Genomic DNA, 12,020 nt, shown 5'->3' on the forward strand with positions numbered 1-12,020 from the left:
CCCAACCATGACGCACCAGACCTAAACGATCACAAAAGTCGGGCTGGAGTACTAGGAGAGTTTGACGATCTCGGCGCTGACCCCTGTCAGCTGGTCGAAACCGGCGCTGGCGTCCGTGGTGATCAGGACGCGGCTGGTCGCGGCCGCGGTGGCCGCGATCATCATGTCGTTGGCTGACCGCGGCCGTCCCCCCGCCATTGCGGCGACCGCCAGGCGTGCGTGCACCCGTGCCACGCCGATGGTGTAGGGCTCGACGGGAAGGCTTGCCAGAATTGCCTCGACGTGAACGGCGCGGGCTTGACGACGTGCCTCGTCCGCGCGTTCGACGCCGACCAGAAGCTCCATCGCGGTGATCGCGGCGATGGCGGCATCGTCGAGGCCGAGGACCGCGTCCACGTCGAGCCTGCCACGCTCGATCGCGATGAGAACACCCGTATCGACGATCACTCGCCGGGCCATGTGCGCACCTCATCGGTGAAGGCTGAACGCAGTTCGTCGTGCACGCGCTCGAGGTCGTCGGCGAACCCGGCATCCGTCGGATTGTCGCGCAGCGCGGCCTTGAGCCGGTCGGCGGACGTGCGCCGTTCGGGGATGAGTCGGCCGACCGGGAGCCCGTCGCGGGTGATGACGACGGTCTCGCCGTGCTCGACGGCGTCGAGGATGGCGGCGAAGCTTCTCGCCGCGTGAGTGGCAGTCACCGCGATCATGATTACATACTATCTGATTTGATCTAGGTGTCGCAGGTGTCACGGCTGTGTGGAGAGTCAGCCGGGCGTGGCTCTCGGGCGGCCCGGTGCTGGTGGTGGTCGGCGTGAATGCCGCGCAGGCCCAGCAGGGTGGTGAGGAGGCGTTCGCGAAGTCCGGCGGGAAGACGGACGAGGACGCTGACCGCGCGGGCATCGCCGACGACGTAACGGCGGCGCGGGGCGCGCGCGGTCACGGCCGTCGCGATGGCCCGGGCGACGGGGTCGACCGGGCCGCGCTTCAGCCGGGCGCTGGCCTGCGTCAGTGCGGCGAGCTGCGGCTGGTAGAGAGCGAGCCGGTCGGGCGCCGCGGCGCTCAGTGCCACCTTGGCCGCGGCGTCGGACCGGTCGAAGATGGCGGTCGCGGTGGTGCCGGGTTCGACGAGCACCACCGGCAGCTTCCAGGCCGCGAGCTCCACCCGCAGCGCGGCCGTCAGCGCGTCGAGGGCGGCCTTGCTCGCGGAGATCGGCCCCATGAACGGGACCGGGACGCGGGCGGACGGCGCGGTGACGTTGATGATCCGGCCGTGGCCGGCACGCAGTAGCGGCAGGAACGCCCTGGTGACGTGGGCTGGGCCGTACGTGTTCACCTCGAACTGTCGGCGCAGCTCCGCGGGCGGCACCAGCTCCAGCGGCCCCTGGACGATGATTCCGGCGTTGTTGACGACCGCCCGCAGACCGTCGCCGCCGACGGCACGGCCGACCCGCGCGGCGGCGGCCTCGACGCCCTCCGGATCGGTGACGTCCATCGTGATCACCTGTACTCCGGGCAGGTCGGCGAGTGCGCGGCTGACCTCGCTTTCGGTGCGCACCGCCGCGAACACCGGATGCCCCCGCTCGGCGAGGGCGCGTACGGCGGCCGCACCGATCCCGCCGGCCGCGCCCGTCACCAGGACTCCGCGCCGCGCCTCACTGTCGCTCACGAGGATCTCCCCACGTCGTTTCCCTTAGGACATGTCCTTATGGACATGTCGCGGTGGCGTGCAGCATCGCACATGTCCGAGGGGACATGTCAAGATGGGTCGGTTCGAGCGATGCGCCGGGAGGTCGTGATGTCACTGCGCCACGGCCTGCTCGGGCTGCTCGCCGAAGGGCCGGCCAGCGGCTATGACCTGGCCCGACGTTTCCAGGAGGTGCTGGGGCAGGTCTGGCCGGCCCAGCATCCGAAGATCTACGCGGAACTTCGCCGGCTGGCCGACGAAGAACTCATCGAGGTCGATGCTGAGGGCCCGCGCCGCCGTAAGGCCTACCGCATCACCGATGCCGGCCTCGCCGAGATCCGCCGCTGGCTGACCACCGCCGACGTCGACCACACCATCCGGGTGCAGCCGTTGCTGCGCTCCCTGTTCTTCTGGCTCATGGATCCCGACGATCTGCGGGCCCATCTCGACGCGGAGGCGCGGTTCTTCGCCGAATCAGCGGCCCGTTACCGGATCTACGCGAAGGCCAAGGATCGCGGCGAGTTCGGCGACAGCCCGCAGTCCCGCTCCATGCGCGTGACGATCGAAGCCGGCATCCGCCTCTACGACGCCCTCGCCTCCTGGGCCGAATGGGCAAAGACCGTCCCCCCCGCCGCTGCCACCAGCTCCGACGCCGACGCCGGACCCGCGGGCAGGTAATCCGGAGGTGGGGCGCTGGCATCAAGGCCCGGCCCTGCCGCCACCAACCAGGCGACAGATGGTTCGTCGAGGAGACGTACGTGAAGGTCTCTGGTCGGTGGACCTACGTGTACCGGGCGGTTGACCAGCACGGGCAGGTCATCGACGTCCTCGCCAGCGAACGACGCGACCAGGCCGCCGCCCGTAGGCTCTTCGCCCACGCACTGTCTGGCGACGATTCCCGACGCCGGGCTGCGCGCGGCCACGGCCAGCCCGATGGCACTCGCCGCCACCACCGCCGCCCTCGAACGCGCCGGCCTCGCGCACCGCGACGGCGACGCGCTGACGACCCACACCCTCGTCCGCGCCGCCGTACGCACCCACACCACTCCCGAGCAGGCCGCCGAGCTCGTTGATGGTCTCGGCCGGATGCTGCACGCCGCCCTGCCCGCGGATGTCACCACCACCCCGGACGCCTGGCCGCCCTGGCGGGAGCTCCTCCCCCACGCCCAGGCCGTCCTGGAAGCCACCGACCCGGCCGCCGACACCCCTCACACCGCCTGGCTCGCCGAGCACACCGCCGCCTACCTGACCGAACAGGGCCATCCCGAGCAGGCCGAACCGCTGGCCGCCCGCGCGGTCACCGCCCGCGAACGCCTCGACGGCCCTGACCACCCCGACACCCTCACCGCCCGCGAAACGCACCTGCGCGCCGCCCTGGGCGCCGACCACCTCGACCACGCCGACGGAGCCGTACCCGGCATTGTTGACGAGCACGTCGACCCGGCCGAATCGAGCGGTCGCGGCGTCGAGCGCCGCCTGGATCTGGGCCTGGTCGGTCACGTCGAGTGGGAGGGCCAGGACCCGACCGTCGGCCGAGGCGACCAGGTCGTCGAGGGTCTCGGGGCGGCGGGCGGTCGCCACGACGAAGTCGCCGCGGCGCAGCGCGGCCTGCGCGATCTCACGCCCGAAGCCGGTCGACGCGCCGGTGATGAACCACACGCGCCCGGCCGGGCCCGCCCCGCTGGTGTCAGAAGTCGTCACCGTCCCGACCATAGGAACGGGCGATTGATTTTGGAAGCCCGTATCTCTCACGCACTCGGAACTCCGTTGGCGGCGGTGCCTCGTCTCGTGTCAGCGGTGGTCTGGCTGACGCCGAGAAGGCAGCCGCCGACGGCGGTGGGCAACTCGCCCGTCACGCTCGTCCGGTGCTGGCCCGTTCGGCTCTCCACGGCGAACGACTCGATGTAGGCCAAGGCGCCGTTGAGTGCGTCGCGCAGCGGCGTGGAGTCGCCAGCCGCCTGGTCCAGCAGCGCTCCGCCCTGGAATGCGGCGGTGAGCAGGTGGGCGAGCGCGGCCGGGTCGGCCTCCGGCCGTAGCTCGCCGCGTTCGCGCATCGCGCTCAGGCCGTACTTGAACAGTTCCCGCCACCGCTCGAAGCCGTCGGCCACCGCGTCCCGGTGGGAGGGCTCGGTCTTGACGACCTCGGCGGCCAAGGAGCCGAACGTGCACCCGCCGTGCACCATGTCCTGCGAGGCGATGTAGGAGTCGGCCCACCGGCGCAGGGCGGCGAAGCTGTCCAGCTCGCCCAGTTCGGGCGCCTGATGGCGGGCGACGATGCTGTCGGCCTGCCAGGCGAGCACCGCGCGCACCAGGGACTCCTTGGTGGGGAAGTGGCGCGTCAGCTGTGAGCCGCTGACCCCGGCGGCCTCGCGGATCTGTTCGTTGTTGGTGTTCTGCGCGCCATGCTCGTAGATCAGCTCGGCGGCCGCCCTGACGATGCGTTCGCGTGTGGCCAGGCCCTTGGCGGTCAGTTTCTGGCCCAGCGCTTCGCTGGTGGTGGTCATGGTCACTACCGTACCCTAAAAAAAGGGCTTGACAGCCCTTTCTGTGGGGTGTTCCCTGGGGGCAGGCCAAAAAAGGGCTGCCAAGCCCATTCTGTTGAGGGGACGGACGCGATGTCCACACAGGTTGCACCGGAAGCGGTAGCGACGACCGTGCACGCCACCCCGGCCGTCACAGAGGCGGGTCACCCGCGCCGCTGGAGCATCATGGCGGTGCTGGGTGCCGTCGCTTTCATGGCGCAGCTCGACTTCTTCGTCGTCAACGTCGCCCTCGACGGGATCGGGCGGTCGTTCCCGGGCACGGGTGTCGTGAGCGTGTCGTGGGTCCTGTCGGCATACGCCATCGTCTTCGCCGCCGTGCTCGTGCCCGCGGGCCGTATCGCGGACCACTGGGGACGCAAGAAGATGCTGCTGTCCGGAGTGGCCCTCTTCACCCTCACCTCCGCCGTCGCGGCCGCCGCACCGAGTCTCGGCGTGCTGGTCGCGGCCCGCGCTCTCCAGGCCATCGGCGCGGCGATGATTGTGCCGACCTCGCTCGGCCTGCTCTACCCGAGCTTCCCCAAGCGCCAGCACACCCTGGTCGTCGGCCTGTGGGCGGGCGTGGGCGCGATCGCGGCCTCGGCGGGCCCGCCCGTCGGCGGTCTGCTCGTCACCCTCGACTGGCGGTGGATCTTCATGATCAACGTTCCTGTCGGCATCGCCACCCTCCTCGCCGGCGCGCTGCTCCTGCCCGAGGTGCGCCAGCCCAAGGGGGCCGCCCTGCCGGACCCGGTCTCCGCACTCGCACTGCTGCTGGCCGTGAGCCTGCTGGTGCTCGCCACTGTCCAAGGCCCGGGATGGGGCTGGACGGATATCCGCACCGTGACCCTGTTCGCCGCAGCCGCCCTGGCCTCTGCCGCGACCGTCGAGCGCACCCTGCGCGCCGAGGCACCGGTGGTCGAGAAGCAGCTGTTCGCCGGCAGGACGTTCACCGCCGCCATTGTGGCCCTGTTCCTGTTCTCCGCCGGCTTCGCCATCGTCCTGCTGAGCACCGCCCTGTTCATGCAGGAGGTCTGGCACTTCAGCCCGTTGCGCGCAGGCGTCTCCATCGCCCCGGCCCCCCTCGCCTCGATCGCCTTCGCGATGAACGCCGGCCCCCTCCAGAGCCGCTTCGGACGCACGATCCCCGCCGTGACCGGAATGCTGGCCATGGCACTCGCCGGCGCCTACTGGCTCACCGCCGTCCACACCGCCCCCGACTACTGGGGTGGCATGTTCCCGGGCCTGATTCTGGTCGGCCTGGCCGGCGGGCTCGCCTGGGCGCCGCTGTTCGCCGCCGCCGGCACTCTCGCCCCCGACCGCGCCACCACCGGCAGCGCCGTACTCAACATGAGCCGACAGATCGGCAGCGCCGTGGGCGTGGCCCTGCTCGTCGCCCTCACACCGCAGGCCACGATCGCCGGGTTCGACCACGCCTGGTGGGTCCAGGCAGGCGCCGGACTTGCTGCGGCTGGCGCGCTGATCGCCCTCCGGCCCCGCCGCACCCCCTGACCGCAGGGCCGCGGCCACCAGGGTCGGGCCCGCAGCCACGGTCCCCCGCTGGACGGGCACCACACCGCCCTCCCACCGGCTCTTTCTCAAGAAACGGAGATCACCGTCATGGAACGCAACCTTCTCGTCATCGGCGCCACTGGCAAGACCGGCCGCCACACCACCGAACTCCTCCTCCAGCGCGGGCACCGCGTCCGCGCACTCGTCCGGGGTCTTGACGGGCGCGCCGAGCGGCTCGCTGCTCTCGGGGCGGACGTCGTGGAAGGCGACGTCCTCGACCTCGACTCCCTGGCCCGCGCGACCAAGGGGATCGACGCCCTGTACTTCACGTATCCGATCCGCCCCGGCCTGCTGGACGCCACCGCGAACGTGGCCCAGGCAGCGGAGGAGACGGGCGTCCAGGCGATCGTGAACATGTCGCAGGTCTCCGCCCGCCGCAACACCGCCAGCAACGCGGCACGCCAGCACTGGGTCGCCGAACGTGTCCTGGACCATGCCCCGGTCCCCGTCACCCACATCCGCCCGACCTTCTTCGCCCAGTGGCTGATCGACACCTGGGCCGACGGAACCGGCGAACTGCGCCTGCCGTTCGCCGACGGACGCCACGCCCCCATCGCGGAAACCGACCAGGCGAAGGTGATCGCGGCCATCCTCGAAGACCCCGCCCCGCACGCCGGCCGGATCTACCCGCTGTACGGAGCCGAGGAGCTCAACCACTACGACATCGCCGAGAAGATGTCGAAGGCGCTGGACCGCGAGGTCACCTACGTGCCCATCGAACTCGACGAATTCGCCGCCATCCTGCGCGGGCGCGGCGCACCGGAGCACCTGATCCAGCACCTGCTCGCCGTGGCCGTCGACTACCGCAACGGCGTCTTCGCCGGCACCAACGACCTCGTGAAGACGATCGGCGGCAGCGACCCCCTCGACGTCGAGGGCTTCATCGCCCACAACCGCGCCGCCTTCGACTTGCACACCGCCTGAACACTTTCGATCTGCCCACCACCTCAACACTGGAGAAGAGAATGAGTGTCTGGTTCATTACGGGATCGTCCCGGGGTTTCGGTCTGGAGATCACCCGGGCGGCTCTCGTCGCCGGTCACCAGGTGGTCGCGACGGCCAGGAAGGCCGAAGCCGTCCGTGAAGCGTTTCCCGACGCCGGTGACGCGCTGCTGGCCGTGCCGTTGGACGTGACCGACCCGCCGGGCATCCAGGCGGCCGTGGACGCGGCGGTCGAGCGGTTCGGCCGGATCGACGTCCTGGTCAACAACGCCGGCACCGGACTGCTCGCCGCCGTAGAGGAGTCCGACGACACCGCGGTCCGCGCGGTGTTCGAGACGAATGTGTTCGGCCCGCTCGCCGTGCAGCGGGCCGTGCTGCCGGTACTGCGCCGCCAGCGTTCCGGCCATGTGATCAACATCAGTTCCATCGTGGGCTTCGCCACCGCGCCGGGCTGGGGCATCTACGCCTCCACGAAGTTCGCTGTGGAGGGCTTCACCGAGACCCTCCACACCGAACTGGCCCCCCTGGGCATCCACGTCACCCTTGTGGAACCGGGCTTCTTCCGCACCGACTTCCTCGACCCCGCCAGCCTGAACTCGGACATCGACGTGATCGACGACTACGCGCCCACCGCCGGCGCGATGCGTGACGCCGTCCCCGGCCTCAACCACGCCCAGCCCGGCGACCCGGTCAAAGCCGCACACGCCATCGTCGAGATCGCCGCCACCCCGGAACCGCCCCTGCGCCTCCAACTCGGCACCGACACCCTCCAAGCCTTCGACACCAAACTCGACACCTTCCGCAAGGAGATGGACGCCTGGCGACACGTCGCCCTCTCCACCAACCACGACTAGGACAAGCAACACCGCTGGATCGGCTCTCTTCGGCACCACGGTCCGAAGCTCGTCAGGAGCTTCGGTTGCGCTTCGATTGACGGCGTCGCCCGACACTTCGACGTAAGTATCGAGTTCGCCCGCGTACGCATGTTGTCCTGTTCAGACACCTGTCTTGCGTGAGAGGATGATGTTGCAGAGACCATCACGGTGTGGACCGAGCACTGGATGACATGCTTCCTGACCAGGCGATTCCGAACATCGAAGCAGTATTCAGAACCACCCAGCAAGATCCCGCCAGGACTGCTGGCGGAAGACCATGGCATCGCCGAATGCCTGGGCGCGATCTCACCGCACGTACACGCCGGCGCGGGCGCCGGCGGCGGCGGCCTTGGCGGCGCGGTCGGCGGCGGTCTCGTCCGGCGGCTCTCCCGTGGTCAGCAGGCGGTAGTACAGGGGGGCGGAGACAGCGCGGACCACCTCCTGAGGATCGGTTCCGTCGGGCGCCTCGCCGCCGTCCTGCCGGCACCGGGCTCGGGTGCCAGGCACGCGCGTCCGGTCGACACGATCAGCGTGGGGGCTTTCCTCTTGTCGACATCCCAGGGGGCGGGGCACGGGCGGGAGTGGGATCATTACCAATAGTTCCGACCGCAGGGAGGATCGCCATGCCCGCCAGCCCCGACGAGGAGCCACAGCCCGATCCCGAGGAGTCGCCCGAGGCGGCGCCAGGGGGGAAGCCGCTGCGGCCGGTCGACTGGGACGGCGCGTTCAGCCGCACCTGGGCTGCCCGCGACCGGGACGACGTCATGAACCGCCTCGCCGCCGAGCAGGAGGCGGAGTGGGAGGACGAGCGGCGTTACCGTTCGGTGCGGGAGTTGGGGGAGCAGCTGCTCGCCGAGTCGTTGGAGAGGGGCACGGGCGGGTCGCCGGCGGCCCAGCCGGCGGAGCCGAGCCGCTGGCAGAGCGGGAACGACGAGTTGCAGCGGAAGCTGGACCGGCTCGACCCGCTGGCGCGGGCGGACACCGAGGACGCCGACCGGTCTGGGGACCGTTCCGATTCCGATCCGCGGTGACGGCGGGCGCTCAGCGGAGGCGTTCGGGCGGTGGGTGGTACTCGGGCGGAACGGGTCTGTCCGGCTGGGTGGCCTGCTCGGGCGGCGTGATCCGTTCGTAGCGGGCCTGTTCCGTGGTTTCCGCGAGGGTGCGGCGGGCGCGGAGGGTGTCCGTGTGCATGGGCCCGTGGTAGCGCATCGCCTCGCGGAAGGCGTTCTGGTGTAGCGGCAGGGCGTCTCTGGCGCGGCCCACCTCCCGGTAGGTATCGGCCAGGGCGTCGCGGCTGCGCCGGGTGTCCGGGTGATCGGAGCCCAGGGTGTGGACGCGGATGGCGTGGACGCGTTCGTGGAGGTCGACGGCCTGGGGAAGGCGGCCCGCGCCGCAGCGACAGGTGTCGGCGAGGGCGTCGGCGGTGCTCAGCGTGCGGGCGTCGGCGACGCCGTGCGCGCGGATCTGGTCGGTGAGGTGCCGTTCAAGCAGCGGGCGGGCCGCCTCGAACTGCCCGGTGCTGCGGTAGATCCCGGCGAGGAGAACACGGGTGTCCGCGGTGCGCGGATGCGCGGCGCCGAGAGCGCGCTCGTGCCAGTCCAGCACCTGTTCGAGGTGGGGCACGGCGTCGCGCGGGTTGCCGAGCCGGCCGTGCGCCTCGCCGATATCCAGCCGGGTCCGGACCGTCTCCGGATGGTCGGGCCCGAGGCCGGGGTGGCGTTCCCGGCCGGCCAGGGTGCGGTCGAGCAGGGGGAGTGCCTGGTCGGGTCGGCCGGCGTCCAGGTGGAAGCGGGCGCGCGCCTGGGTGCTGTCGAGAGTGCGAGCGTGATCGGGCCCGAGGACGCGCTCGCGGTCGGCGAGAGTCCGATCGAGTTCGCGGGTCGCGTCGTCGACGCGGCCAGCCTGGCGATACGTGATGGCGAGCTGGTGGCGGGTGTCGAGGGTGTCAGGGTGGTCGGGACCAAGGGCGCGCTCGCGTCCGGCGAGGGCGGTCTCGGCCTGGGCGAGCGCGTCGCCGGTCGCGCCGATCCGTCGGTAGGCAATGGCGAGGTGGTGGCGGGTGCCGAGCGTGTCGGGGTGATCGATGCCGAGAACCTGCTGGCGTTCGCTGAGAATCGGCCGTAACAGGCCGATCGCCTCGTCGTCCTGGCCGCGATCGGCATGCAGAACTCCAAGATCGTGACGGCATTCCAGCGTCGCAGGATCCCCGGGGCTGGAATCGCGGGCGCGATCGGCGAGATTGCGCTCGAACAATGCCTGGGCGTGGTCGAGGTGGCCGGCGCGTTGGTAGGTGCGGGCGAGGGATTCGCGGCTGGTGAGGGTATCGGGGTGGTCGGGGCCGAGGACGCGTTCGCGGTCGGCGGCGTTGCGTTCGGCCAGCGGGCCGGCGACGGCGAGGTGGTCGGCGCCCAGGGCGGCGCGTAGGTGGGTTTCGCGGGCGGTGAGGGTGTCGGGGTGGTCGGGGCCGTCGAGGCGTTCGCGGGCGGTGACGGCACGGGCGGCCAGTGGTTCGGCCTGCTCGGGGTGGCCCTGTTCGGTCAGGTAGGCGGCGGTGTGCTCGGCGAGCCAGGCGGTGTGAGGGGTGTCGGCGGCCGGGTCGGTGGCTTCCAGGACGGCCTGGGCGTGGGGGAGGAGCTCCCGCCAGGGCGGCCAGGCGTCCGGGGTGGTGGTGACGTCCGCGGGCAGGGCGGCGTGCAGCATCCGGCCGAGGCCGTCGACGAGCTCGGCGGCCTGCTCGGGAGTGGTGTGGGTGCGTACGGCGGCGCGGACGAGGGTGTGGGTCGTCAGCGCGTCGCCGTCGCGGTGCGCGAGGCCGGCGCGTTCGAGGGCGGCGGTGGTGGCGGCGAGTGCCATCGGGCTGGCCGTGGCCGCGCGCAGCCCGGCGTCGGGGATCTTCGCCGGGTCCGCGGTGAGCAGCCGCAGGGGTAGCCGGCCGGCGTCGCCGTGCGCGGCCAGGCGCAGCAGGACGGCGGCCGCGGGGCTGTCGGCGTCAAGCCGCCTGATCGCCTCGTTCCACAGGGTGGCGGTGGTGACGTCGGGCCGTCCCGGCGCTCGTCCTTCGCCGAGCGTGCCCGCCGGGTTGGCGGTCAGCTCCGCCAGGTAGTCCTCGACCTGGCCGTGCACGTCGATGAGGCGATGCGCCGCCTGGTCGAGGGCCAGCGGATGATCGCCGAGGCGCTCGGCGACGCGGCCCGCCAGCGTCCGGTCGACCGCCGGCAGCCGGTCCGCGAGCAGCGCCACGGACTCGCCGCGTTCCAGCGGCCCGAGCTCGACCACCCGCCCGTTCCACGCGCCGTCGAGACGCCGGTCCCAGTCCAGCGCGGAGCCCCGGGAGGTCACCAGCACCCGCCCCGCCCCCTCGGACGGCCGCAGCCAGGCCGGCAGCCGCGCGGCGTCGCCGGCGTCGTCGAGGACGAGCAGCCACCGCCCGCCGGCCTCGTCCAGCCGGGCCAGCACCGCCGCGGGCTCCGCCTGCGCGGGCAGCCCCAGGTCGGGCGCGAGCGCGCGTACCTGCTGCTCGATCTGCCCGGGCCGGCCCGCGGGCACCCACCAGACGGCTTGGAAGTCCAGCCGATGCCGGCTGACGTACTCGGCGGCCAGGCTGGTCTTGCCGATGCCGGCGAGGCCCGTGACGGCGACCAGCCCGCCGCTGCCCAGCGCCGCGTCCAGATGGTCGAGCTTGTCCGTCCGGCCGACGAACCGGGCCGCCGGCCGCGGCACGTTCCACACCGCCGGCAGTTCGGCCGGGAACACCGGCCGCCCCGCCGCCCCCGGAAACTCCACCGGTCTGCCTCGCGCCGCCGCGAGTCCTTCGCCGCCGCCACCGGGCACGGCGGCCAGCAGCGCCGTCTCGGCGGCCCGCTCACCCCGGCCGGCGAGATCGATCGCCGCGATCTGCCCCAGCAGCCCCGGAATCGGCCGCTCGGTCACCCGTGCGACCAGCAACGGCCGATGCGGCCCGGCGATCGGCGGCGACCAGGCAGCGCCCCACTCGGCGAGCGCCTCCGGTGAGTTCAGGTAGCCGTCGGACACCACCGCGATCGTGTAGCGCGAGTTCCGCGTCGCCGCGTCGAGCCAGGCGACCCGATGCGTCCCGGGCACCTGATCCCACGCCGCGTTCACGACCCGCTGCCCACCGCGCTCCAAGGCGAAGGTGATCCACTCCGCCCACCGCCGCCCGTCCTCAGCGAACGACACAAAACAGTCGAAGGTCCCCTCCTCGCCCCCGACCATCACCCGATCAGTATGGCATAGTCACGCAAAGCAGTGCTGGGCTTGGTCGTTGTGGCGGAGGCCTACACGGCGTGCGGCCGCGGTATCGCCGTGGCCCGCACTTCGTCCAGGACGGAACTGATCGCGCCGATCTCGGGGTTCGGTGAAGAACCGCTCGGGATCTTCGCGCGTGAGCCTGGTGAAGGGGGCATCGTA

12 protein-coding genes and 1 pseudogene are annotated in these 12,020 nt (G+C 71.7%); 6 read left to right on the top strand and 7 right to left on the bottom strand.

Features of this window, described 5'->3' with window-relative positions; all coding sequences use genetic code 11:
* Positions 1 to 51: 51 nt before the first annotated feature.
* Genes C1A33_RS27465 through C1A33_RS27475 form a run of 3 tightly spaced genes read right to left on the bottom strand, consistent with a single transcriptional unit; the run spans position 52 to position 1,666 of the window.
* Positions 52 to 396 carry a PIN domain-containing protein gene (locus C1A33_RS27465; RefSeq protein WP_243408004.1) on the bottom strand — a complete coding sequence of 115 codons (345 nt, stop codon included), beginning with the start codon at positions 394 to 396 and terminating at the stop codon, positions 52 to 54.
* 47 nt (positions 397 to 443) lie between these two features.
* Positions 444 to 707 carry a type II toxin-antitoxin system Phd/YefM family antitoxin gene (locus tag C1A33_RS27470; protein ID WP_101834610.1) on the bottom strand — a complete coding sequence of 88 codons (264 nt, stop codon included), beginning with the start codon at positions 705 to 707 and terminating at the stop codon, positions 444 to 446.
* A 23-nt stretch (positions 708 to 730) separates the two neighbouring features.
* Positions 731 to 1,666, bottom strand: a complete 936-nt coding sequence (locus C1A33_RS27475; protein WP_101834612.1) for an SDR family NAD(P)-dependent oxidoreductase — start codon at positions 1,664 to 1,666, stop codon at positions 731 to 733.
* A gap of 129 nt (positions 1,667 to 1,795) precedes the next feature.
* Here C1A33_RS27475 and C1A33_RS27480 point away from each other — a divergent pair, with 129 nt between their 5' ends.
* The gene (locus C1A33_RS27480; RefSeq protein WP_101834669.1) at positions 1,796 to 2,362 is read left to right on the top strand and encodes a PadR family transcriptional regulator; all 567 of its coding nucleotides are present in this window, start codon (positions 1,796 to 1,798) and stop codon (positions 2,360 to 2,362) included.
* 26 nt (positions 2,363 to 2,388) lie between these two features.
* A pseudogene (locus tag C1A33_RS27485) lies at positions 2,389 to 2,571 on the top strand (DDE-type integrase/transposase/recombinase); the annotation flags it as partial.
* Here the strand turns inward: C1A33_RS27485 and C1A33_RS27490 are convergent.
* Together C1A33_RS27490 and C1A33_RS27495 are read right to left on the bottom strand one after the other, a co-directional pair.
* Positions 2,501 to 3,385 carry an SDR family NAD(P)-dependent oxidoreductase gene (locus C1A33_RS27490; protein WP_243408005.1) on the bottom strand — a complete coding sequence of 295 codons (885 nt, stop codon included), beginning with the start codon at positions 3,383 to 3,385 and terminating at the stop codon, positions 2,501 to 2,503. The pseudogene C1A33_RS27485 and the gene C1A33_RS27490 overlap by 71 nt on opposite strands.
* 47 nt (positions 3,386 to 3,432) lie before the next feature.
* Positions 3,433 to 4,188, bottom strand: coding sequence for a TetR/AcrR family transcriptional regulator (locus C1A33_RS27495; RefSeq protein WP_207770534.1), 756 nt, complete (start codon positions 4,186 to 4,188; stop codon positions 3,433 to 3,435).
* A gap of 111 nt (positions 4,189 to 4,299) precedes the next feature.
* On the opposite strand from C1A33_RS27495, the gene C1A33_RS27500 reads away from it, so the two are divergent.
* The 3 genes from C1A33_RS27500 (at position 4,300) to C1A33_RS27510 (ending at position 7,571) form a co-directional block, all read left to right on the top strand.
* On the top strand, positions 4,300 to 5,715 hold the full coding sequence (locus tag C1A33_RS27500; RefSeq protein ID WP_165818613.1) for an MFS transporter: 1,416 nt from the start codon (positions 4,300 to 4,302) through the stop codon (positions 5,713 to 5,715).
* A gap of 108 nt (positions 5,716 to 5,823) precedes the next feature.
* Entirely contained in the window at positions 5,824 to 6,699 is an 876-nt protein-coding gene (locus C1A33_RS27505; protein ID WP_101834618.1) for an NmrA family NAD(P)-binding protein, read from the top strand.
* Between the two features lie 41 nt (positions 6,700 to 6,740).
* On the top strand, positions 6,741 to 7,571 hold the full coding sequence (locus C1A33_RS27510) for an oxidoreductase (protein ID WP_101834620.1): 831 nt from the start codon (positions 6,741 to 6,743) through the stop codon (positions 7,569 to 7,571).
* Between the two features lie 327 nt (positions 7,572 to 7,898).
* Here C1A33_RS27510 and C1A33_RS27515 read toward each other — a convergent pair whose 3' ends face one another.
* The gene (locus C1A33_RS27515) at positions 7,899 to 8,099 is read right to left on the bottom strand and encodes a TetR-like C-terminal domain-containing protein (RefSeq protein WP_207770535.1); all 201 of its coding nucleotides are present in this window, start codon (positions 8,097 to 8,099) and stop codon (positions 7,899 to 7,901) included.
* Positions 8,100 to 8,215: 116 nt separating this feature from the next.
* Between C1A33_RS27515 and C1A33_RS27520 the strand changes: the two genes are divergently transcribed.
* Positions 8,216 to 8,623 (top strand): hypothetical protein, encoded by a 408-nt coding sequence (locus C1A33_RS27520; protein WP_101834623.1) that lies wholly within the window; start codon positions 8,216 to 8,218, stop codon positions 8,621 to 8,623.
* A gap of 10 nt (positions 8,624 to 8,633) precedes the next feature.
* Here the strand turns inward: C1A33_RS27520 and C1A33_RS27525 are convergent, their stop codons facing one another.
* Complete coding sequence (locus C1A33_RS27525) at positions 8,634 to 11,825, bottom strand: tetratricopeptide repeat protein (RefSeq protein WP_101834624.1); 3,192 nt, start codon at positions 11,823 to 11,825, stop codon at positions 8,634 to 8,636.
* Positions 11,826 to 12,020: the final 195 nt, after the last annotated feature.

The sequence above is a fragment of the Frankia canadensis genome (assembly GCF_900197875.1).
GTDB lineage: Bacteria > Actinomycetota > Actinomycetes > Frankiales > Frankiaceae > Frankia > Frankia canadensis.